We start from the raw sequence: 21,102 nt of genomic DNA on the forward strand, positions 1-21,102 counted from the left end.
ATTGGTCACTAGTCTGAGAATGCAGTCACCAACCGGTCTTTTCATTAAGGTGACCCATGCTCAGGCCCAACGCCGTCCATCTTGCCGTCTGCCTCCTGCCGCTGGCCCTCGCGGGCTGCGGCGAACCTGCCGATCATGACGATCCCCGCACCCGGCCGCCGCTGGTGCGGGTGGCGACCGTCGAGCGCGCGGAGGCCAGCTCGCGGGCCTTTACCGGCGTGGTGGTCGCTCGTACCCAAAGCGATCTCGGCTTCCGGGTATCGGGGAAAATCCTTGCCCGGCTGGTGGAGACCGGGCAGAGCGTCCGGCGCGGTCAACTGCTGCTGCGCCTGGATCCGGCTGATCTAACCTTGCAGGCGCAGTCCCAACAGCGGGCGGTCGACGCCGCGCGGGCGCGAGCCAAAAAGGCGGCCAACGATCTGGCCCGCTATCGCGGCCTGGTGGCCAGCGGCGCCGTCTCGGCGGCGGAGTTCGACCAGATCAACGCGACGGCAGAGGCGGCGAGAGCCGACCTCAGCGCGGCCCAGGCGCAGGCAAACGTGGCGCAAAACGCCACCGACTATGCCGGACTGCTGGCGGATGCCGACGGCGTGGTGGTGGAAACGCTCGCCGAGCCGGGACAGGTGGTCAGCGCCGGGCAGGTGGTGATCCGCCTGGCGCGGGCAGGGCAGCGCGAAGCGCGGGTGCAGCTTCCGGAGACGCTGCGCCCGGCGGTCGGCAGCGAGGCGCTGGCGACACGCTATGGCAGCGAATCTCAGCCGGTCACCGCGACCCTGCGGCTGCTTTCGGACGCGGCTGACGCCGCCACCCGCACCTTTGAAGCGCGCTATGTGCTGAACGGCGCGCTGGCGAATGCGCCGCTGGGGTCTACCGTGACCCTGCGTATCAGCAGCGACCAGGGGCCAGGCGAGGTGCTGGAGGTGCCCCTGGCGTCGGTCTACGATCCGGGCAACGGCCCTGGCGTCTGGCGCATTGCGTCGCGCCCGGCCACCGTCTCCTGGCAACCGGTGACGGTGATCGGCCTGAATGATGAAACGGCGCGGGTGACCGGCCCGCTGAAGCCCGGGGAGCCCATCGTCGCCCTGGGCGCCCATCTTCTGCACCAGGGCGAGACGGTGCGGCTGGCGGACCGACCCGAGCATGATGCCGACGGGAGTCAGCCATGAGCGGCGGGCGTTTTAATCTCTCCGCGCTGGCCGTCCGCGAGCGGTCGGTAACCCTGTTTTTAATTATCCTTATCTCGGTCGCCGGGCTGGTGGCCTTCTTCGGGCTCGGGCGGGCGGAAGATCCGCCCTTCACGGTCAAGCAAATGACGGTCATCACCGTCTGGCCGGGCGCCACCGCGCAGGAGATGCAGGATCAGGTCGCCGAGCCGCTGGAAAAACGGCTCCAGGAGCTGAAGTGGTACGATCGCACCGAGACCTATACCCGTCCCGGGATGGCGTTAATCACCTTATCGCTGCAGGATCAGACGCCGCCTTCCGAGGTGCCGGATCAGTTTTATCAGGCGCGCAAAAAGCTCGGGGATGAGGCGAATAACCTGCCTGCCGGCGTCTCCGGCCCGATGATGAATGACGAATTCGCCGATGTCACCTTCGCCCTCTTTGCCCTGAAAGCGCGGGGAGAGCCGCCGCGGCAGCTGGTGCGTGACGCTGAAGCCCTGCGCCAGCAGCTGCTGCATGTACCTGGGGTGAAAAAAGTGAATATTCTCGGTGAACAGGCGGAGCGCATTTATCTCTCCTTTTCTCATGACCGTCTCGCCACCCTGGGGCTCTCGCCGGAGGCGATTTTTGCCGCGCTGAACAATCAGAATGTGCTGACCGCCGCCGGGGCCATTGAGACCCGTGGCGGGCAGATCTTTATCCGCCTCGACGGGGCGTTCGACCGCCTGCAGCAGATCCGCGACACGCCGATTATTGCCGGGGGCAGAACGCTGAAACTCGCCGATGTCGCCACGGTTGAGCGGGGGTATGAAGATCCTGCTACCTTCCTGATCCGCAATCAGGGCGAACCGGCGCTGCTGCTGGGGGTGGTGATGCGCGAGGGCTGGAATGGTCTGGCGCTGGGGAAAGCGCTGGACGCCGAAACGGACAGCATCAATCAGAGCCTGCCGCTCGGCATGTCGTTGGCCAAAGTGACCGATCAGTCGGTGAATATCAGCGCGGCGGTCGATGAGTTCATGATCAAATTTTTTGTCGCTCTGTTGGTGGTGATGGCGGTGTGCTTTGTCAGCATGGGCTGGCGCGTGGGGGTGGTGGTCGCGGCGGCGGTGCCGCTCACCCTGGCCGTGGTGTTTGTGGTGATGGCCGCCACCGGTAAAAACTTCGACCGCATCACCCTCGGCTCGCTGATCCTCGCCCTGGGGCTGCTGGTGGATGATGCCATTATCGCCATTGAAATGATGGTGGTAAAAATGGAGGAGGGGTATGACCGCCTCAAAGCCTCCGCCTATGCCTGGAGCCACACCGCGGCGCCCATGCTGGCCGGCACCCTGGTGACGGCCGTGGGTTTTATGCCTAACGGGTTTGCGCAATCCACCGCCGGGGAGTATGCCAGCAACGTGTTCTGGATCGTCGGTATCGCGCTGATTGCCTCCTGGATCGTGGCGGTGATTTTTACCCCCTGGCTGGGCGTACACCTGTTACCGGAGAGGAAGTCCGCGGCGGCAGGCCACGCCGCGCTGTATGACACCCCGCGCTATCAGCGCTTCCGCCGGCTGCTGACCCGGGTTATCGCCGGCAAATGGCGCGTGACCGCCGGGGTGGTGGTGCTGTTTATGGTGGCGTTACTGGGAATGAGCGTGGTGAAAAAGCAGTTTTTCCCCACCTCCGATCGCCCGGAAGTGCTGGTTGAGGTGCAGATGCCTTACGGGTCGTCGATTATTCAGACCAGCGCCGCGACGGCGAATATTGAGCGCTGGCTGCAGCAGCAGCCGGAGGCGAAGATTGTCACCAGCTATATCGGCCAGGGCGCGCCGCGCTTTTACCTGGCGATGGCTCCGGAATTGCCCGATCCCTCATTTGCCAAGCTGGTGGTATTGACCGACGGTCCGGCCTCGCGCGAGGCGCTTAAGCTGCGGCTGCGGGAGGCGGTGGCCAATGGCCTTGCGCCGCAGGCGCGGGTGCGTGTCACGCAGTTGGTCTTTGGCCCTTATTCGCCTTATCCAGTCGCCTGGCGGGTGATGGGGCCCGATCCGCACACCCTGCGCGACATCGCCGATCGGGTGAAAGCGGTGCTGCAGGCCAGTCCGCTGATGCGCACCGTCAATAGCGACTGGGGGTCGCGGGTACCGGTGATGCATTTCAGCCTCAATCAGGACCGGCTGCAGGCGAGTGGGCTCAGCTCCCAGGCCGTCGCCCAGCAGCTGCAGTTCCTGCTGTCAGGGATCCCCATCACCACCGTCCGGGAGGATATTCGCGCGGTGCAGGTCATCGGCCGCGTGGCGGGCGATATCCGTCTGGACCCGGCGAAAATCGCCGACTTCACTCTCGTAGGCAGCGGCGGGCAGCGGGTTCCTTTGTCGCAGATCGGTGAAGTCGACGTCAGGATGGAAGAACCCCTGCTCCGTCGTCGCGACCGCACGCCGACCATTACCGTCCGGGGAGATGTCGCGGATAACCTGCAGCCGCCGGATGTCTCCAGCGCGCTGATGAAGCCGCTGCAGCCCATTATCGACTCCCTGCCGCCTGGGTATCGCATCGAGACGGCGGGGTCGATCGAGGAGTCAGGCAAAGCCACCCGGGCAATGGTGCCGTTATTTCCGATCATGATCGCCCTCACGCTGCTGATCATTATCCTGCAGGTACGTTCCCTGTCGGCGATGGTCATGGTTTTCCTGACCGCGCCGCTGGGGCTGATTGGCGTGGTGCCGACGCTGCTGTTGTTCAATCAGCCGTTTGGCATCAATGCCCTTGTGGGCCTGATCGCCCTGTCAGGGATCCTGATGCGAAATACGCTGATCCTGATTGGTCAAATCCACCATAACCAGCAGGCGGGGCTCGATCCGTTCCACGCTGTGGTGGAGGCGACGGTGCAGCGAGCCCGTCCGGTTCTGCTGACCGCGCTGGCGGCGATCCTGGCGTTCATTCCGCTGACGCATTCGGTTTTCTGGGGGACGCTCGCCTATACGCTGATTGGCGGGACGCTGGGGGGAACCATCATGACCCTTATCTTCCTGCCGGCCATGTATGCGATCTGGTTCCGCATCCGCCCCGAGCGACCGGCTGACGCAGCGCAACGTCCGGCGCTGGACCCTCAGGGGTAATTCCCCCTTGCCGGACCGGGCCAGGGCACGCGGTCAGGCCCGGCCCCGGGCTGCGTCAGGCAGATAAGGATACCGGGACCGCACGGCTGCGCTGTTGATCTTTTTCCAGCCGGTCGAGGCAATCGAGGCTGATGGCGGAGGGCGAGGTGGCGCCGGTGAGGGTCATGGTGACCTTCATATCCTCGGCAAATAAGCGCAGCAGGTGCGCCACCCCCGCTTCGCCTGCGGCGGCGAGGGCATAAATATAGGCCCGACCAAGCAGGACTCCCTTCGCGCCGAGGGCGAGCAGGCGAATAACGTCCACGCCGGAGCGCACTCCGGAGTCGGCAAGGACCGTCAGATCGTCGCCGACCGCATCCGCCACCCGCGGCAGCGCCCGGGCGGTGGGGATGGCGCCATCGAGCTGTCTGCCGCCGTGATTGGAGACCACAATGCCATCGGCGCCCAGCCGCACGGCATTGCGCGCATCGTCGGCATCGAGGATCCCTTTGATGATCAGCTTTCCTGGCCAGCTGTCGCGGATCCACTCCAGATCGTGCCAGGCGATGGACGGGTCGAAGTTGTTGCTGATGAACCCCATATAGTCATCCATGGTCATTTTGTGGCCGGTATAAGCTTCGATGTTACCGAACGACAGGGGTCTGCCCGCCAGGCCGACGTTCATTGCCCAGCGCGGGTGGGTGCAGGCCTGAAGATACTGTCGCAAGGTGGCGTGCGGCCCGGACATTCCTGAACGGTTATCGCGATACCGTGAGCCGGGGATCGGCATATCGACAGTGAATACCAGGGTTTTCATGCCGGCAGCCCAGGCGCGTTCCAGGGCATTACGCATATAGCCGCGATCTTTCAGTACGTACAGCTGGGACCAGAGCGCGCCGCTGGCGTGGCTCGCTACCTCCTCAATGGAGCAGACCGACACGGTGGACAGAGTGTAAGGGATCCCGGCGCGGGAGGCGGCGCGGGCCGCCTGGACTTCGCCGCGGCGGGCGTACATTCCGGTGGCCCCGACCGGCCCCAGCGCCACGGGCATCGCCCATGGGGCATCAAGGATGGTGGTGGCCAGCGTCGGCTCACCCGCTCCGCACAGCACGCGCTGGCGAAGGGCTACCGAGGCGAGCTCGGCGGTATTAGCGTTCATGGTATTTTCCGCCACCGAGCCACCGTCAATATAGTCAAAAAGGAAACGTGGCAGACGGCGACGAGCGGCTTCGCGATAATCGCTGGGGGCTGAAACAATCATGATTATATCCTTATGTCTTTTAACCTAAGTGGATGTTCTGCAGGCAAAAAAACTATAGGCTTCTAAAAGGCGGTGAGGAAATGAAATATTAGCATCCAAGCCATTCCCTAACGGAATAAACTGGATTTGTCGCTTAAATGGTTATTTCTTTTTTTTGCCTTGGGCACGCGCGTTATTTTTATTTATTTCCGCGAAGCGTGAATTCGGGCCAAATAAAAGACCCGATGTGGTGCGACAGCGTTTTGCGCTATCGTCATAGCAAGGAAGCGTGGTCAGCTCGGCGCCTGCGAATAGGCGCGTAGAAAAACCTCCAGCGCGCGCTCAACCCGCAGTTTGATTTCGTCGTCGGATAAAGGCCGTCTTGCGCCAAGCTTTATTGCCAGGCTGGTCATCCCCAACCATAAACCGGCCAGATCGTCGGCAGCCTCCTGCGGATCGCATGCCCGCAGAGCACCGGCTTCGATTGCCTCGGCGATAATCACCTCCAGCATCTGCTGTGCCCGCCCCGGCCCGGCGGCGTAAAAGCGGCCGGGCAGTTCAGGATGACGCAGGGCGGCGGAGGCAATCAGCCGGTCCCAGCCGGTCAGTTCCCGCTGATTGATAAAGCGGACAAAGCGATTGCCAAATGCGGTCAGCACCTCGACCAGCGGCAGGTGATGGCGCTGGGCGAAATCGTGGTCGCTGATGGTGAGATCTGATTCCCGGCGCAATACCGCCTCTATCAATTGTTCTTTATCGCTGAAATTGGCATACAAGGTGGCTTTCGCCACCCCTGCCACCCGGGCGATTTCAGCCGTCGTGACCTCCAGGCCTTGTTCAAGGAACAATTTACGGGCGGCCTGAAGGATGGCCTGCATTTTCAGCGGATCTTTTGGCCGTCCTTTCTGACGAGGGGTATCGCTCATCGCCGATAACCTGCAAACAACGCGCTCATGATTAATCCTCCCACCACGGTAATGTGTTCAAGCGCAACGTGGAATTCCTCTGTGCGCCGGGGCTCGCTAAAGGCCCAGAAAGCGTGTCCCAGCGGAATGGTCAGTAATGTAAACACAATCAGCATCAGCGATCCAATCCAGCCGTAGCCGGCAGGATTAAAAACGATCAGCGCGGAGCCCGCCAGCTGGCAACCAATCGTACCAACCGCGAACAATACTGGCCATGGCAGGCCAACGGCCAACATCTCCCGAACGATCTCCGTGAAATGAAAGACGCCGTAGACGCCAGCCAGCCAGAAGAAAAAAGTCACCAGGACGCGGGAGAGACAGAGAGTAATGAAAAATGAGGTTGAATTAGTCATGAGATTTTACGCAAATGTGAATTAACAGACCGCGGAGTCTAAGAAATAATTATAAGACTAACAAGTCTGTTAATTGTCCGTGAGTGTTATTTTATTTAAATCAACAAATTAGTTTGAATTATCCAGGCCGTGATGCCTTTCGCGCACTTTTCTCATGGCGTAAAGAAGGTGATTTTGAAATTGAGCAGATGCTATCTTTTGCTAGCCTTTCTGAGGAGGACAGACGGAGCGACACCATGAAAGATAAAGATGAACAAACGGCATTGATTGGCATGGCTATCGGCGCGGCGGTCATTAGCTTAGTGGCGACCCAAAAGCAGATTAATCAGGGGAGTATCGTGGATGAGCTGGTGCGGCTGGGCAGACAGAAGGGGGATGGGGTGGAGGATGAAGTTTTTGTCCAGGCCGCCCGCCTGGTGAGAAAAGGAACTTAGCCAACCGTTAGCCTTCCTGGCTACCCGCTTTATCGCGGTTTATCTCCCCCCGATCGCGGCCACGTCCCCCGCCAGGCCGCGACCGCCCCTGCCGAAAGCGTTGCGCCTTGACGCTTTCTGCTTACGCTTTCTCATTCCGCAGGCCAGCGCCTGTTCAGCGCGCATGGCTGCTCAGTGACGCCGTCACTTTTTTGGTTTCTACGACAAGGTTAATCAGGAAGGTGGTCTGCTGCTATCGCATAAATCGGTATTTTCGATACATCTTTGCCATTGCGTGCGGTGATAGAACGATATCAGAATAAAATATTATAAATCATATGATTAGGTTCAACTTGCGCACCCTGATAATCCCCGGGCAAGGGTCTATGCTTATAAAAAGCGCTAATTGGGGCAATACCCCTGCTGGAGAAGGGTTGAAGTGATAATCATTATCACTAACATGGCGGTATGCCTTGATGGCGCCAACCTGGAGGTCTATCGATGGAAGTACAAGCAGGAACCTTTAATCCCGCCGATTTCAGCTGGCAGGGACTGACCATGACGCCGGCCGCTGCCGCGCATATTCGCGATCTGATGCGCAAGCAACCGGACAAAAAGGGGCTACGGCTGGGTATTAAAACCAGCGGCTGCGCCGGTTTTGGCTACGTGCTCGAAATGATTGCCGAGCCGGCGCCCGACGATCTGCTCTTTGAATCTGAAGGGGCGAAGCTGTACGCGCCGCTGCAGGCGATGCCGTTCATTGACGGTACGGAGCTGGATTACGTCCGGGAAGGATTAAATGAAATCTTTAAATTTCATAACCCGAAAGCGCAGCATGAATGCGGCTGCGGCGAAAGTTTTGGGGTGCAGGCGGAGTAACTATGTCGCGTAATACTGAAGCAACAGACGATGTCAAAACCTGGACCGGCGGCCCGCTCAATTATAAAGAGGGCTTTTTCACTCGCCTGCAGACCGATGAGCTGGCCAAAGGCATTAATGAAGAAGTGGTTCGCGCCATCTCCGCCCGCCGCAATGAGCCGCAGTGGATGCTGGAGTTCCGGCTCAATGCCTACCGGGCGTGGCTGGAGATGGAAGAGCCGCACTGGCTGAAGGCGCATTACGATAAGCTGAATTATCAGGATTACAGCTACTATTCCGCCCCCTCCTGCGGCAACTGCGATGAGACCTGCGCCTCCGAGCCCGGCGCGGTGCAGCAGACCGGGGCCAACACCTTTCTGACCAGCGAGGTGGAAGAAGCCTTTAACCAGCTGGGCGTACCGGTGCGCGAAGGGCGCGAGGTGGCGGTGGACGCGATATTCGACTCGGTGTCGGTGGCGACCACCTACCGTGAAAAGCTGGCGGAGCAGGGGATCATCTTCTGCTCTTTCGGCGAGGCGATCCACGACCATCCGGAACTGGTGAAAAAGTATCTGGGGACCGTGGTGCCGGGCAATGACAACTTCTTTGCCGCGCTGAACGCCGCGGTGGCTTCGGATGGCACCTTTATCTATGTGCCGAAGGGCGTCCGCTGTCCGATGGAGCTATCGACCTATTTCCGCATCAACGCCGAAAAGACCGGCCAGTTTGAACGCACCATTCTGGTGGCCGATGAAGGCAGCTATGTCAGCTACATCGAGGGCTGCTCGGCGCCAGTGCGCGACAGCTATCAACTGCACGCCGCGGTGGTGGAGGTCATCATCCATAAAGACGCGGAAGTGAAATACTCCACGGTGCAGAACTGGTTCCCGGGGGACAACAACACCGGAGGGATCCTCAACTTTGTCACCAAGCGCGCTCTGTGCGAAGGGGAGAACAGCAAAATGTCATGGACCCAGTCGGAAACCGGCTCGGCCATCACCTGGAAATACCCCAGCTGCATCCTGCGCGGCGATAACTCGATCGGCGAATTCTTTTCGGTGGCGCTGACCAGCGGCCATCAGCAGGCGGACACCGGCACGAAAATGATCCATATCGGCAAGAACACCCGCTCGACCATCATCTCGAAAGGGATCTCCGCCGGACACAGCCAGAATAGCTATCGCGGGCTGGTCAAAATCATGCCGACCGCCACGAATGCCCGCAACTATACCCAGTGCGATTCAATGCTGATCGGCCCGGACTGTGGGGCGCATACCTTCCCCTATGTCGAATGTCGCAACAACAGCGCTCAGCTGGAACACGAAGCGACCACCTCGCGGATCGGTGAGGACCAGCTGTTCTACTGCCTGCAGCGCGGGATCAGCGAAGACGATGCCATCTCGATGATCGTCAACGGCTTCTGTAAAGACGTCTTCTCCGAACTGCCGCTGGAGTTCGCCGTAGAGGCGCAAAAATTGCTGGCCATTAGCCTTGAGCATAGCGTCGGCTGATAATTAAGGAAAAAAGATGTTAAGTATTCAAGATTTACATGTCGCCGTTGAAGATAAAGCGATCCTGCGCGGGCTGAACCTTGAGGTGCGTCCGGGGGAGGTCCACGCCATTATGGGGCCAAACGGCTCGGGGAAAAGTACGCTTTCGGCCACTCTGGCCGGGCGCGAAGATTACGAGGTCACCGGCGGCAGCGTCGAATTTAAGGGCAAAAACCTGCTGGAGCTCGCCCCGGAAGATCGCGCCGGGGAAGGCATCTTTATGGCCTTCCAGTATCCGGTGGAGATCCCCGGCGTCAGCAACCAGTTCTTCCTGCAGACTGCGCTGAATGCCGTACGGAGCTATCGCGGCCAGGAGCCGCTGGATCGCTTCGATTTCCAGGACCTGATGGAAGAGAAAATTAAGCTGCTGCAGATGCCGGAAGATCTGCTGACCCGTTCGGTGAACGTAGGTTTCTCCGGTGGCGAGAAAAAGCGCAACGACATTCTGCAGATGGCGGTGCTTGAGCCGGAGCTGTGCATTCTCGATGAATCGGATTCCGGGCTGGACATCGATGCTCTGAAAATCGTCTCCCAGGGCGTGAACGCGCTGCGCGACGGCAAACGCGCCTTCATCATCGTCACCCACTATCAGCGCATCCTTGACTATATCAAGCCGGACTATGTCCATGTGCTCTATCAGGGGCGGATTGTGAAGTCGGGGGATTTCACCCTCGTCAAACAGCTGGAGGAGCAGGGCTATGGCTGGCTTACCGAACAGCAGTAACGCGCTGCAGCAGTGGCACCATCTGTTTGAAGCGCAGGGCGACCAGCGTACGCCGGAGGCCAGCCAGCATCTGCAGCAGTTGTTGCGCCTGGGGCTGCCGACGCGCAAGCAGGAGGACTGGAAATACACCCCGCTGGACGCGCTACTTAACGGCCGCTTCGTCGCCGAGGAGGGGGCGTCGCTCAGCGCCGAACAGCGTGACGCGCTGGCGCTGCCGCTGGACGCCTGGCGTCTGGTGTTTATCGACGGCCGCTATCATCCTGAGCTGAGCGACGATCTCGCCGCCAGCGGCGTGGAGGTTAGCGTTGATAACCAGCGCCAGCATCTGCCGGATGCCCTGCAGCCGGAAGTGTTTCTCCATCTGACCGAAAGCCTGGCGCAGTCGGTGACCCGCCTTCGCGTGCCGCGCAACCGTCGCCTGGATAAGCCGCTGCTGCTGATGCATATCACCCGCGGCCTGGCCGGCGATGCGCTGAATACCGCCCACTATCGTCACCATCTGACGCTGGAGAGCGGGGCGGAGGCGACGATTGTCGAGCATTACCTCAGTTTCGATGAGCAACCGCACTTCACCGGCGGGCGGCTGACCATGACGGTGGCGGACAACGCACGCCTGCAGCACATCAAGCTGGCGTTCGAGAACGCGCATAGCTACCACTTCGCCCATAACGACCTGCAGCTGGGCCGCGACGCCTCGGCCTTCAGCAGCAGTTTCCTGCTCGGCGGCCAGGTGCTGCGTCACCACACCAGCACGCGTCTGGGCGGCGAAAATAGCGACCTGCGCCTTAATTCGCTGGCGATGCCGGTAAAAAATGAGGTCTGCGACAGCCGCACCTGGCTGGATCACCAGGTGGGGTACTGCACCAGCCGCCAGCTGCACAAAACCATCGTCAGCGATAAGGGCCGGGCGGTGTTTAACGGGCTGATCAACGTCGCGCCGCACGCGCTGAAAACCGACGGCCAGATGACCAACAACAATCTGCTGCTCGGGCGGCTGGCGGAAGTCGACACCAAACCGCAGCTGGAGATTTACGCCGATGACGTGAAATGCAGCCACGGGGCGACGGTCGGGCGCATAGACGAAGAACAGCTGTTCTATCTGCGCTCGCGCGGGATTGAACAGCAGGCGGCGCAGCAGATGATCCTCTACGCCTTCGCCGCCGAGCTTACCGAAGCTATCCGCAGCGACGCGCTCAGAGAGCAGGTGCTGGCGCGAATTGGAGAGCGTTTGCCGGGAGGCACAGCATGACATTTTCAGTAGAACGGGTTCGCGCCGATTTTCCGGTACTGAGCCGGGAGGTCAACGGCCAGCCGCTGGTCTATCTTGACAGCGCCGCCAGCGCCCAGAAACCGGAGGCGGTGATCGGCGCCGAAGCGGAATTCTATCGTCACGGCTACGCGGCGGTGCATCGTGGGATCCATACCCTCAGCGCGGAAGCCACCGCGCGGATGGAAGCGGTGCGGCAGCAGGCGGCCACTTTCCTTAACGCCGGATCGGCGGAGGAGCTGGTATTCGTGCGCGGCACCACCGAGGGCATCAACCTGGTGGCCAACAGCTGGGGAAATGCCAACGTCGGCGCCGGGGATAACATCATCATCAGCGAGATGGAGCACCACGCCAACATCGTACCGTGGCAGATGCTCTGCGCCAGGGTGGGGGCTGAGCTGCGGGTGATTCCCCTCAACCCGGACGGCACCCTGCAGCTGGACGTGGTTCCCGGGCTGTTTGACCAGCGTACCCGCTTGCTGGCGATCACCGAAGTCTCCAACGTGCTGGGCACCGAAAACCCGCTGTCGGCGCTGATTGCCCTTGCGCATCAGCATGGCGCGAAGGTACTGGTGGACGGCGCTCAGGCGGTGATGCACCACCCGGTGGACGTTCAGGCGCTGGGTTGTGATTTTTATGTCTTCTCCGCCCACAAATTGTATGGTCCGACCGGGATCGGCGTGCTCTACGCCCGGGCCGAGCTGCTGCAGACCATGGCGCCTTGGGAAGGGGGCGGGTCGATGATCGCCACCGTCAGCCTGACGGAGGGCACCACCTGGAACCAGGCGCCGTGGCGCTTTGAGGCCGGCACGCCGAATACCGGCGGGATCATTGGCCTCGGCGCCGCGCTGAGCTACGTCAGCCAACTGGGACTGACGCAGATCGCCGAATACGAGCAGACGCTCATGCGCTACGCGCTGGAGGCCCTGCGCGCGGTGCCGGACCTGATCCTCTACGGTCCGGCGCAGCGCAAAGGGGTGATTGCCTTTAACCTCGGCCAGCATCACGCCTATGACGTCGGCAGCTTCCTCGATAACTACGGGATCGCCGTGCGGACCGGGCACCACTGCGCCATGCCGTTGATGGCCCGCTATCAGGTACCGGCCATGTGTCGGGCGTCGCTGGCCATGTACAATACCACGGAAGAGGTGGACCGCCTGGTGGCCGGCCTCCAGCGGATCCACAAACTATTAGGGTAAAGGACGTGACGATGACGGCATTACCGGACAAAGATAAACTGTTGCGCAATTTTAGCCGTTGCGCCAACTGGGAAGAGAAGTATCTCTATATCATTGAGCTGGGCCAGCGGCTGGCGCCGCTGAGCGACGCGGAGCACAGCCCGCAGAATATTATTCAGGGCTGTCAAAGCCAGGTATGGATCGTGATGGCGCAGGATCCTTCCGGCGTTGTCACCCTGCGCGGCGACAGCGATGCGGCGATTGTCAAAGGGCTGATTGCGGTGGTGTTTATCCTTTATGACCGGATGACCGCCCAGGACATCGTCGAGTTCGACGTCCGCCCGTGGTTTGAAAAAATGGCTCTCACCCAGCATCTTACCCCCTCCCGCTCGCAGGGCCTCGAAGCCATGATCCGCGCGATACGCGCGAAAGCCGCAAATATTAGCTAGAATAAACAGGTAGATTTCATTCTGTTACGTCCGGCAGGGCGCTGACCCTGCCGCCGTTCAGTCTCCTGGCGTTTTATCAGCGAAAGAAGGAATCTCAGTATGAAACGCAAAACGATGATCACCTTAGCCCTTCTCAGCGCCCTTGGCGCCTCCCCGGCCGCCTGGGCCGTCGACTACCCTCTGCCTCCGGCTAACAGCCGGCTGATTGGCCAGAACCAGTACTGGACGGTTCAGGAGAGCGATCGCAACCTGCAGGCGATTGCCCGCCATTTCGATACCGCGGCGATGCTGATCCTCGAAGCCAACGATACCATTGCGCCGGTGCAGCCGAAGCCCGGGACCCAGGTGCTGATCCCTTCGCAGATGCTGCTGCCTGACGCGCCGCGGGAGGGGATTGTCGTCAACCTCGCGGAGCTGCGGCTGTACTACTTCCCGCCGGGAGAGAATCAGGTCCAGGTTTATCCCCTGGGCATCGGCCAGTTAGGACTGGAAACCCCGGAGATGACCACCCGCGTCGGGCAGAAGATCCCTAACCCGACCTGGACACCCACCGCCGGCATCCGTGCGCGCTCGCTGGAGAAAGGGGTGACGCTGCCGGCGGTGGTGCCGGCCGGGCCGAATAACCCGCTGGGTCGCTATGCGCTGCGTCTGGCCTACGGTAACGGCGAATATCTCATCCACGGGACTAACGCCCCGGACAGCGTTGGGCTGCGCGTCAGCTCGGGCTGTATGCGGATGAACGCTGATGACATCAAGGCGCTGTTCAGTCAGGTGAAAACCGGGACGCCAGTGCGGATCATCAATCAGCCGGTGAAGTTTGCCGTCGAACCGGATGGTAAACGCTACGTAGAGGTCCACAGGCCGCTGTCGCAGACGGAAGGGGAAAACACCCGGACCATCGCTTACACGCTGCCAGCGGCGTTTCACGCCTTCGCAGAGGATAAAGCGGTGGATGACCAGCAGTTGAAAAAAGCGATGTCGAGAAGGGCGGGCTATCCGGTGGTGGTATCGACGGGGGCGGGGAGCGCGGCGACGTCGCTGTCGGCGCAGAACAGTTCGTCTGATAACGGCCTGCTCACCCAGTAGCCGTCAGCGCGAGGGCAAAAAAAATGGCGCACTGAGTGCGCCATTTTTATTACCAGAACTCTTACTTACGGTAAGAGTGAGCCTGGTTGTCCAGACGCTGGTTAGCGCGAGCTGCGTCGTCTTTAGCAGCCTGAACGTCGGAACGCATTGCGTTCACGTCGTTGCTCAGCTGGTCAACTTTAGCGTTCAGAGTCTGAACGTCAGAAGACAGCTGATCGATTTTAGCATTGCTGGAGCAACCAGCCAGCAGAGTAGAACCCAGGATTACCGCGCCCAGTACCAGTTTAGTACGATTCATTATTAATACCCTCTAGATTGAGTTAATCTCCATGTAGCGTTACAAGTATTACACAAACTTTTTTGGGATGAGAATATTTTTTTTACCTGAACGCACTTATTTTTGATCGTTCGCTCAAAGAAGCATCGAATTGGTCAAAATCGCTGAAAAAGGCGAGTGAAAACAGCGCGCTTCCATCGGATTCATCTTAGATAATCTCTTATTAAATAGTAAATTCCGATTTGCATTTTTAATAGGAAGAGCTAGCCGATGAATAAAAAAAAAGCGCCCCGAGAGGCGCTTTATTAAAAAAAACCAATTAACCTGTAAATTATTACAGCACGTGCACGGAAGCGGTATTAGTAGTGCCGCTCGGGACTAATGCGCCAGAGACCATCACTACCACGTCGCCTTTGCGCGCGAGGCCGCTCTTCAGCGCCAGATCTTTGCCCAGGTGATAGAAGTCATCAGTAGAGGCAATCTCTGTCACCAGCTGCGGCACAACGCCTTTGCTCAGCACCAGCTGGCGAGCGGTGGTTTCGTTGGTGGTCAGCGCCAGGATGGTGGCATCCGGGAAGTATTTGCGCACAGCGCGTGCGGATTTACCGCCCTGGGTGGCGACGACGATCAGCGGCGCTTCCAGTTTCTCAGCGGTTTCTACCGCGCCGCGGCACACCGCTTCGGTGATGCGCAGTTTACGGTTGTCGTTGTTGAAATCCAGACGGCTGGTCATGACGCGGTCGGTACGTTCGCAGATAGTCGCCATGATGGTGACTGCTTCCAGCGGGTATTTACCTTTCGCGGATTCGCCGGACAGCATCACCGCATCGGTGCCGTCGAGGATGGCGTTGGCCACGTCGCCGGCTTCAGCGCGGGTCGGACGCGGGTTCTTGATCATGGAGTCCAGCATCTGGGTGGCGGTGATAACCACTTTGCGCGCGCGGATACATTTTTCGATGATCATTTTCTGCGCGAAGATAACTTCTTCAACCGGGATCTCAACGCCCATGTCGCCACGAGCAACCATGATGCCGTCAGAGGCTTCGAGGATTTCGTCGAAGTTGTTCAGGCCTTCCTGGTTTTCGATTTTGGAGATGATCTGGATATTTTCGCCGCCGTGGGCTTTCAGGTGCTCACGGATCTCGACGACGTCGGAACGCTTACGGATGAAGGAGGCCGCGACGAAGTCCACGCCCTGTTCGCAACCGAAGATCAGATCCTGTTTGTCTTTTTCCGCCAGCGCCGGCAGGGCGATGGAGACGCCCGGCAGGTTCACGCCTTTGTTCTCGCCAAGGTCGCCGTTGTTCAGCACTTTACAGATAACTTTGTTGCCTTCGATAGCGGTCACTTCCATGCCGATCAGGCCATCGTCCACCAGAACGGTGTTGCCGACGCTCAGGTCAGAGGTGAAGCCTTCATAGGTTACCGCTACGATTTCGCTGTTGCCGATAACGGATTTATCGGTGGTGAAGGTGAAAGTCTGGCCCGCTTTCAGGGAGACGTCGTTGCCGCCTTCCAGCTTGATGGTACGAATTTCCGGTCCTTTGGTGTCCAGCAGAATAGCGGCTTTCTTACCGGTTTTGCTCATCACATTGCGCAGGTTCTGGATGCGCTGACCGTGTTCCGCATAGTCACCGTGAGAGAAGTTCAGACGCATCACGTTCATGCCGGCTTCCAGCATTTTGGTCAGCATCTCTTCAGATTCGGTTTTCGGACCGATGGTGCAAACAATTTTGGTCTTTTTCATGACAGTTTTAGTCTTTAAGTTGTGAAGGATATGGAATTCTCGCTCCGCGGGCGCACTGCCGGGGAGCCAAACCTGTATTACGAAAGTTGCTAAGCCACGCCCTAAGGATAGGTGACAACCCTGAAGCGTGCAGAAGAATGTGTGCTGGCGGTTCAGCCCATGAAATGTGGCAAGGTGTTATGCGTTTTATCATGCAGTCCAATGCGCTGAAACCATTCAAGAAAGAATCGAAGCGCATTATACGCTGCCGAAATCAAAAAGGAAAATAAAAACCTCGTTTCAAATTATGGACAAAACGCGTAACAAAACCGGCACGTTATGCATAAAACTACGCAACACAATATTTCATCAGGCGGCATGAAAAGGGGCGTAAGAAAGGGATTTTACTGACATCATGAGGCGCTAAAATACCCCATTGAGCCGTTAACGGTGGGATGATTTGCGTTGCCGGAAAAATCTATCAATAATGATTTGATTGATAATGAGAAAATGCGAGCCAGACTCAATGGGAAATAAAGCGAAAGACGACGAGCTGTACCAGGAAATGTGCCGCGTGGTGGGCAAAGTGGTGCTGGAGATGCGTGACCTTGGTCAGGAGCCGAAACACATTGTCATCGCCGGCGTGTTGCGCACCTCGCTGGCGAACAGCAAAATCCAGCGTTCACCGCTCACCGAAGAGGCGATGGCGAAGGTCATTCATGCCCTCTCCGGACACTGACGCCTTTCGCCGGCGGGTCAGGAAATCACAAAGCGGACTACCGCCCGGACGGCAATGTCGCAGTGGTGGGCCACCATCGCTTCATCGTCAATGGCGGGCAGCGGATCGTCAAGGTACAGACTGCTGAAGGTGTAGAAATTCGACACCTGATAAAAGCTGAAGCTGCTGATCAACCGGTGAACATCGCGCGCTTCCAGCCCCGCCTGAAAGACGCCCTGCTGTTGGCCGCGTTGCAAAATGTCTTCCAGAATCGACAGGGCGGTTCGATTCAGCGGCTTCAGATCCCCTGAGGTCTTCAGCCACTTGCCGCGCTGCATGTTCTCCATGCAAATCACCCGCATATAGTCCGCATGGGTGGCGTGATAGCGCACGCTCCAGCGCACCAGCCGCACCAGCGCCTCTACCGGCGGCACATTCTCCAGCCCCAACTGCTGCTCGGTTTCGCGGATCCGCGCATATACATGCTGCAGCACCTCCTGATAGAGCTGCTCTTTGCTTTTGAAGTAGTAGACCACCATGCGCTTGGTGGTCTGCGCCTCGGTGGCGATCTGCTCCATGCGGGCGCCTGATAGCCCGTGTTCGGCAAAGACGGCGATAGCGGCGCTGAAGATCCGCTCCTTCAGAGATTGTGCTTCATCATGAGCAACGGCGGTCATGGCAACTCCTTTTTCTTGGGTGACAAAAAATACACATAATGATCACAATTTAGCAACCTGATATGGCGCAAATGAACCAAATGATACATATTCAAGACTCACGTCAGCTATTGACCCGAGGACCTTATGCTGCGCTCTATCGCCACCGTTTCGATTTCCGGCACCCTGCCAGAGAAGCTGCACGCTATTGCGGCGGCGGGCTATCAGGGTGTGGAAATTTTCGAGAACGATCTGCTCTATTATACGGGGACGCCGGCGGAAATCCGCCAGCTGGCCGCCGATTTAGGGTTAAAAATCACGCTTTTTCAACCCTTTCGCGATTTTGAAGGCGCCAGCCGGGCGCAGTTTGCGGCCAATATGACCCGCGCCAGACGCAAATTTGCGCTGATGCGCGAGCTGGGCTGCGACACGCTGCTGCTGTGCAGCAATGTGCAGCCGGACTGCTCGGCGGATAGCGAACTGCAGGTGGCGGACCTGCGGGCGCTGGCCACGCTGGCGGAAGAGGAGGGGATCGTAATCGGCTATGAGGCGCTGGCTTGGGGAACCCATGTGAACCGCTGGCAGCAGGCCTGGGAGCGGGTGCAGCAGGTGGACAGCCCGGCGCTGGGCCTGGTGCTCGACAGCTTCCATATCCTGGCCCGGGGCGACACCCTCGACGCGCTGCCATCGGTGCCGGTGGAGAAAATCACCTTCGTTCAGCTCGCCGATGCGCCGTATATGAAAATGGATCTTCTGGAGTGGAGTCGCCATTTCCGCTGCTTCCCCGGGCAGGGGGAGCTGCCGCTGGAGGCGTTTGCCGAGCAGATCACCCGCTGCGGCTATCGCGGCCCCTGGTCGCTGGAGATCTTTAATGACGGTTTTCGCGCCTCGCCAAACGGCGCGACGGCCAAAGATGGTTATCGTTCGCTGCTGTGGCTGGAGGAGCAGACTCGACGCCGGCTCCCGGCGTGCGATGCCGATCTGTTTTCACCGCCGCCGTTGCCGAACTATCACGGGCTGGAGTTTATTGAATTCGCCGCCAGCGTCGCCGAGGCGCAGCGCCTGGGGCAGCATCTGCAGGCTTTGGGTTTTCAGCACGAGGGAAGCCACCGCTCCAAACAGGTCACGCTGTGGCGCAACGGCGGGGCGCGGATCGTGATTAACCATCAGCCCCACAGCTGGGCCGATCACTTTTATCAACGCCATGGGGTATCGCTCTGTGCGATGGCGTTGCGGGTCGACAGCAGTGCGCCGATTGTCGCTCGCGCCCGCGCGCTGGGGTATGCCACCTGGCAGGGCGACGCCGGGCCGAACGAGACGCCGATCCCGGCGATCTGCGCCCCTGACGGCAGCCTGGTCTATCTGATCGACGCCGGAGAGGCGATCTACGAGCGCGATTTTCTCCTGCGCGACGGTTTGACGGTGCGCGAAGATTACCTCGGTATCGACCATCTGGCGCTGGGGATGGAGGCAGACAGCCGCGACAACTGGGTGATGTTCTTCCGCGCGGTGTTTGGCTTTACCCTTGAACATGAGCAGACGCTGCCGGACCCCTATGGACTGGTGCGCAGTCTGGCAGTGCGCAGCCCGCAGGGCGATATCCGCCTGGCGCTGAATATCTCCCAGAGCCGGGCGACGCAGATCGCCCGATCGGTCGCCTGCTACCAGGGGGCAGGGCTGCAGCATGCCGCCTTTGCCTGCCGCGATCTGCCGGCCACCTGCGACCAGCTCGCCGCGGTTGCCGGCCATGCGCTGCCGATCCCGGCCAATTACTATGACGATCTGCTGGCGCGTTTTGGCGGCGAGTTGGACGTCGGGCAGCTCCAGCGGCGGCAGCTTCTCTACGACCGCGATCCGCAGGGCGGGGCGTTCCTGCACCTGTATACCCGGCCCTTCACCGCCGGGCGCTTCTTCTTTGAATTAACCGAACGACGGGCAGGCTACGCGCTCTATGGCGCGGCGAATGCGGCCGTCCGCCTGGCGGCGATGCAGTATTGTTAGCCTGAATCAAATGGTTCATTATGCCTGAAACACAATAACAACACCCTCTGTACCCGAGACAGGAACTGACTATGAGCTCATATAGCCCTAACCCGACGGCTGCCGCCCAGCCGGCCGTCACCGCGCGCCGCTCCCGGCGGCGCATCGGCATTCTTGCGCTGCTGGCCATCGGCACCATGATCAACTACCTCGACCGCACCGTGCTGGGGATCGCCGCCCCAAAGCTCACCGCTGAGCTGGGGATCGATCCAGCGATCATGGGGATACTTTTCTCCGCTTTCGCCTGGACCTACGCCCTGGCGCAAATCCCCGGCGGGCTGTTTCTTGACCGCTTTGGCAACAAAGTCACCTATTTTCTGTCGCTGACCCTGTGGTCGCTGTTTACCCTGTTCCACGGCATGGCGGTGGGGCTGAAAACGCTGCTGCTGTGCCGTTTCGGGCTTGGCGTCAGCGAAGCGCCGTGCTTTCCGGTCAATAGCCGGGTGGTCAGCGCCTGGTTCCCGCAGCAGGAGCGCGCGAAGGCCACGGCGGTGTACACCGTGGGGGAGTATCTTGGGCTGGCCTGCTTTGCCCCGCTGCTGTTCTGGATCATGGATGGCTTCGGCTGGCGGGTGCTGTTCGTCAGCGTCGGCGCGGTTGGCATTCTGTTTGCCCTGGTGTGGTGGCGCTGCTACCGCGAACCGCATGAAGATCCTCGTCTCAGCCAGCAGGAGCGTGAGCATATCGAAAACGGCGGCGGCCTGAGCGCCCCGACGGACCAGCAGGTGGCGTTCAGCTGGCCGCTGGTCCGCCAGCTGCTGAGCAAACGCCAGATCATCGGCGCCAGCATCGGTCAGTTTGCCGGCAATACCGTGCTGGTGTTCTTTCTCACCTGGTTCCCGACCTGGCTGGCCACCGAACGCCATATGCCGTGGCTGAAGGTTGGTTTCTTTTCCATCCTGCCGTTTGTCGCCGCCGCCGGTGGGGTGATGTTTGGCGGCTGGATCTCCGACAAGCTGCTCAAAGCCACCGGGTCGGCCAACCTGGGGCGTAAGCTGCCGATCGTCGCTGGCCTGCTGATGGCCAGCTGTATCATCTCCGCCAACTGGCTGCAGAGTGACCTGGCGGTGATCCTGGTGATGTCGTTTGCCTTTTTTGGCCAGGGATGGTGGGCCTCGGCTGGACGCTGATCTCCGACATCGCCCCGAAGGGGCTGGGCGGACTTACCGGTGGCCTGTTCAACTTTTGCGCCAACCTCGCGGGGATCCTCACCCCGCTGGTGATCGGCTTTATCGTCGCCGGGTTCGGCAATTTCTTCTACGCGTTGATCTACATCGGCGGCGCCGCGCTGCTGGGTGTGGTGGCCTATCTGTTTATCCTCGGCGACGTCAAACGTATCGAGTTATCGCAGTAAACAAA

The 21,102-nt window shown here is 59.8% G+C and carries 20 protein-coding genes and 1 pseudogene; 14 read left to right on the plus strand and 7 right to left on the minus strand.

Translation table 11 applies throughout. The features are described 5' to 3' along the window. Nucleotides 1-56 precede the first annotated feature (56 nt). Together ACLH1I_RS04370 and ACLH1I_RS04375 are read left to right on the plus strand one after the other, a co-directional pair. A complete protein-coding gene (locus tag ACLH1I_RS04370; RefSeq protein ID WP_096833391.1) occupies nucleotides 57-1,166 on the plus strand; it encodes an efflux RND transporter periplasmic adaptor subunit in 1,110 nt (369 codons plus the stop codon). Further along, entirely contained in the window at nucleotides 1,163-4,264 is a 3,102-nt protein-coding gene (locus ACLH1I_RS04375; protein WP_096833390.1) for an efflux RND transporter permease subunit, read from the plus strand. The genes ACLH1I_RS04370 and ACLH1I_RS04375 overlap by 4 nt, the downstream gene beginning before the upstream one ends. Nucleotides 4,265-4,319: 55 nt before the next feature. Here ACLH1I_RS04375 and lldD read toward each other — a convergent pair whose 3' ends face one another. The 4 genes from lldD to ACLH1I_RS04395 form a co-directional block, all read right to left on the minus strand. After that, nucleotides 4,320-5,504: an FMN-dependent L-lactate dehydrogenase LldD gene (gene lldD / locus ACLH1I_RS04380; protein WP_198079686.1), complete on the minus strand. Its 1,185-nt coding sequence runs from the start codon at nucleotides 5,502-5,504 to the stop codon at nucleotides 4,320-4,322. Between the two features lie 272 nt (nucleotides 5,505-5,776). Beyond that, on the minus strand, nucleotides 5,777-6,409 hold the full coding sequence (locus ACLH1I_RS04385; RefSeq protein ID WP_032456249.1) for a TetR/AcrR family transcriptional regulator: 633 nt from the start codon (nucleotides 6,407-6,409) through the stop codon (nucleotides 5,777-5,779). Next, the gene (locus tag ACLH1I_RS04390; RefSeq protein WP_151385435.1) at nucleotides 6,406-6,801 is read right to left on the minus strand and encodes a DoxX family protein; all 396 of its coding nucleotides are present in this window, start codon (nucleotides 6,799-6,801) and stop codon (nucleotides 6,406-6,408) included. Before ACLH1I_RS04390 ends, ACLH1I_RS04385 begins: the two co-directional genes overlap by 4 nt. Before the next feature lie 118 nt (nucleotides 6,802-6,919). Then, entirely contained in the window at nucleotides 6,920-7,039 is a 120-nt protein-coding gene (locus ACLH1I_RS04395; RefSeq protein WP_032456247.1) for a hypothetical protein, read from the minus strand. Here ACLH1I_RS04395 and ACLH1I_RS04400 point away from each other — a divergent pair. From ACLH1I_RS04400 to ACLH1I_RS04435, 8 genes are all read left to right on the plus strand, one after another. After that, nucleotides 7,038-7,235 carry a hypothetical protein gene (locus tag ACLH1I_RS04400; protein ID WP_004203090.1) on the plus strand — a complete coding sequence of 66 codons (198 nt, stop codon included), beginning with the start codon at nucleotides 7,038-7,040 and terminating at the stop codon, nucleotides 7,233-7,235. The two genes, ACLH1I_RS04395 and ACLH1I_RS04400, sit on opposite strands and share 2 nt — an antisense overlap. Nucleotides 7,236-7,715: 480 nt before the next feature. Continuing rightward, on the plus strand, nucleotides 7,716-8,093 hold the full coding sequence (gene sufA / locus ACLH1I_RS04405) for a Fe-S cluster assembly scaffold SufA (protein ID WP_004203089.1): 378 nt from the start codon (nucleotides 7,716-7,718) through the stop codon (nucleotides 8,091-8,093). A 2-nt stretch (nucleotides 8,094-8,095) separates the two neighbouring features. Continuing rightward, nucleotides 8,096-9,583 (plus strand): Fe-S cluster assembly protein SufB, encoded by a 1,488-nt coding sequence (gene sufB, locus ACLH1I_RS04410; protein ID WP_002908877.1) that lies wholly within the window; start codon nucleotides 8,096-8,098, stop codon nucleotides 9,581-9,583. Nucleotides 9,584-9,599: 16 nt separating this feature from the next. Further along, nucleotides 9,600-10,346 carry a Fe-S cluster assembly ATPase SufC gene (gene sufC, locus ACLH1I_RS04415; protein WP_004203085.1) on the plus strand — a complete coding sequence of 249 codons (747 nt, stop codon included), beginning with the start codon at nucleotides 9,600-9,602 and terminating at the stop codon, nucleotides 10,344-10,346. Next, the gene (gene sufD / locus ACLH1I_RS04420) at nucleotides 10,321-11,595 is read left to right on the plus strand and encodes a Fe-S cluster assembly protein SufD (RefSeq protein ID WP_048295038.1); all 1,275 of its coding nucleotides are present in this window, start codon (nucleotides 10,321-10,323) and stop codon (nucleotides 11,593-11,595) included. The genes sufC and sufD overlap by 26 nt, the downstream gene beginning before the upstream one ends. Further along, entirely contained in the window at nucleotides 11,592-12,812 is a 1,221-nt protein-coding gene (sufS, locus tag ACLH1I_RS04425) for a cysteine desulfurase SufS (RefSeq protein WP_032456245.1), read from the plus strand. The genes sufD and sufS overlap by 4 nt, the downstream gene beginning before the upstream one ends. A gap of 11 nt (nucleotides 12,813-12,823) precedes the next feature. Further along, nucleotides 12,824-13,240, plus strand: coding sequence for a cysteine desulfuration protein SufE (sufE, locus tag ACLH1I_RS04430; RefSeq protein WP_004203081.1), 417 nt, complete (start codon nucleotides 12,824-12,826; stop codon nucleotides 13,238-13,240). 99 nt (nucleotides 13,241-13,339) lie between these two features. Next, entirely contained in the window at nucleotides 13,340-14,326 is a 987-nt protein-coding gene (locus ACLH1I_RS04435; RefSeq protein WP_004203079.1) for a L,D-transpeptidase family protein, read from the plus strand. A gap of 61 nt (nucleotides 14,327-14,387) precedes the next feature. Here the strand turns inward: ACLH1I_RS04435 and ACLH1I_RS04440 are convergent, their stop codons facing one another. Then, entirely contained in the window at nucleotides 14,388-14,624 is a 237-nt protein-coding gene (locus ACLH1I_RS04440; RefSeq protein ID WP_002908860.1) for a major outer membrane lipoprotein, read from the minus strand. A 313-nt stretch (nucleotides 14,625-14,937) separates the two neighbouring features. Next, nucleotides 14,938-16,350 (minus strand): pyruvate kinase PykF, encoded by a 1,413-nt coding sequence (gene pykF, locus ACLH1I_RS04445; protein WP_004203076.1) that lies wholly within the window; start codon nucleotides 16,348-16,350, stop codon nucleotides 14,938-14,940. 137 nt (nucleotides 16,351-16,487) lie between these two features. Between pykF and ACLH1I_RS04450 the strand changes: the two genes are divergently transcribed. Next, the gene (locus ACLH1I_RS04450; protein WP_004217210.1) at nucleotides 16,488-16,619 is read left to right on the plus strand and encodes a hypothetical protein; all 132 of its coding nucleotides are present in this window, start codon (nucleotides 16,488-16,490) and stop codon (nucleotides 16,617-16,619) included. A 236-nt stretch (nucleotides 16,620-16,855) separates the two neighbouring features. Next, complete coding sequence (gene fumD, locus ACLH1I_RS04455; protein WP_004203074.1) at nucleotides 16,856-17,068, plus strand: fumarate hydratase FumD; 213 nt, start codon at nucleotides 16,856-16,858, stop codon at nucleotides 17,066-17,068. A 17-nt stretch (nucleotides 17,069-17,085) separates the two neighbouring features. On the opposite strand, the gene ACLH1I_RS04460 is transcribed toward fumD, so the two are convergent. Beyond that, nucleotides 17,086-17,724: a TetR/AcrR family transcriptional regulator gene (locus ACLH1I_RS04460; RefSeq protein WP_004203071.1), complete on the minus strand. Its 639-nt coding sequence runs from the start codon at nucleotides 17,722-17,724 to the stop codon at nucleotides 17,086-17,088. Nucleotides 17,725-17,850: 126 nt separating this feature from the next. Between ACLH1I_RS04460 and ACLH1I_RS04465 the strand changes: the two genes are divergently transcribed. Together ACLH1I_RS04465 and ACLH1I_RS04470 are read left to right on the plus strand one after the other, a co-directional pair. After that, complete coding sequence (locus ACLH1I_RS04465) at nucleotides 17,851-19,704, plus strand: bifunctional sugar phosphate isomerase/epimerase/4-hydroxyphenylpyruvate dioxygenase family protein (RefSeq protein WP_198079691.1); 1,854 nt, start codon at nucleotides 17,851-17,853, stop codon at nucleotides 19,702-19,704. A gap of 71 nt (nucleotides 19,705-19,775) precedes the next feature. Further along, nucleotides 19,776-21,097, plus strand: a pseudogene (locus ACLH1I_RS04470) (MFS transporter). The last annotated feature ends 5 nt before the right edge of the window (nucleotides 21,098-21,102 follow it).

The organism is Klebsiella sp. 1SOBk10mer, assembly GCF_046602535.1.
Taxonomy (GTDB): domain Bacteria; phylum Pseudomonadota; class Gammaproteobacteria; order Enterobacterales; family Enterobacteriaceae; genus Klebsiella; species Klebsiella quasipneumoniae.

Coding starts and splice junctions, on each gene's coding strand:
- sufB (WP_002908877.1), top strand. CDS start 8,096: ATGTCGCGTAATACTGAAGCAACAGACGATGTCAAAACCTGGACCGGC.
- sufA (WP_004203089.1), top strand. CDS start 7,716: ATGGAAGTACAAGCAGGAACCTTTAATCCCGCCGATTTCAGCTGGCAG.
- sufS (WP_032456245.1), top strand. CDS start 11,592: ATGACATTTTCAGTAGAACGGGTTCGCGCCGATTTTCCGGTACTGAGC.
- ACLH1I_RS04395 (WP_032456247.1), bottom strand. CDS start 7,039: ATGGTGTCGCTCCGTCTGTCCTCCTCAGAAAGGCTAGCAAAAGATAGC.
- ACLH1I_RS04370 (WP_096833391.1), top strand. CDS start 57: ATGCTCAGGCCCAACGCCGTCCATCTTGCCGTCTGCCTCCTGCCGCTG.
- sufE (WP_004203081.1), top strand. CDS start 12,824: ATGACGGCATTACCGGACAAAGATAAACTGTTGCGCAATTTTAGCCGT.
- sufC (WP_004203085.1), top strand. CDS start 9,600: ATGTTAAGTATTCAAGATTTACATGTCGCCGTTGAAGATAAAGCGATC.
- ACLH1I_RS04385 (WP_032456249.1), bottom strand. CDS start 6,409: ATGAGCGATACCCCTCGTCAGAAAGGACGGCCAAAAGATCCGCTGAAA.
- pykF (WP_004203076.1), bottom strand. CDS start 16,350: ATGAAAAAGACCAAAATTGTTTGCACCATCGGTCCGAAAACCGAATCT.
- fumD (WP_004203074.1), top strand. CDS start 16,856: ATGGGAAATAAAGCGAAAGACGACGAGCTGTACCAGGAAATGTGCCGC.
- ACLH1I_RS04440 (WP_002908860.1), bottom strand. CDS start 14,624: ATGAATCGTACTAAACTGGTACTGGGCGCGGTAATCCTGGGTTCTACT.
- ACLH1I_RS04435 (WP_004203079.1), top strand. CDS start 13,340: ATGAAACGCAAAACGATGATCACCTTAGCCCTTCTCAGCGCCCTTGGC.
- ACLH1I_RS04460 (WP_004203071.1), bottom strand. CDS start 17,724: ATGACCGCCGTTGCTCATGATGAAGCACAATCTCTGAAGGAGCGGATC.
- sufD (WP_048295038.1), top strand. CDS start 10,321: ATGGCTGGCTTACCGAACAGCAGTAACGCGCTGCAGCAGTGGCACCAT.
- ACLH1I_RS04450 (WP_004217210.1), top strand. CDS start 16,488: ATGTGTGCTGGCGGTTCAGCCCATGAAATGTGGCAAGGTGTTATGCGT.
- ACLH1I_RS04390 (WP_151385435.1), bottom strand. CDS start 6,801: ATGACTAATTCAACCTCATTTTTCATTACTCTCTGTCTCTCCCGCGTC.
- ACLH1I_RS04465 (WP_198079691.1), top strand. CDS start 17,851: ATGCTGCGCTCTATCGCCACCGTTTCGATTTCCGGCACCCTGCCAGAG.
- lldD (WP_198079686.1), bottom strand. CDS start 5,504: ATGATTGTTTCAGCCCCCAGCGATTATCGCGAAGCCGCTCGTCGCCGT.
- ACLH1I_RS04375 (WP_096833390.1), top strand. CDS start 1,163: ATGAGCGGCGGGCGTTTTAATCTCTCCGCGCTGGCCGTCCGCGAGCGG.
- ACLH1I_RS04400 (WP_004203090.1), top strand. CDS start 7,038: ATGAAAGATAAAGATGAACAAACGGCATTGATTGGCATGGCTATCGGC.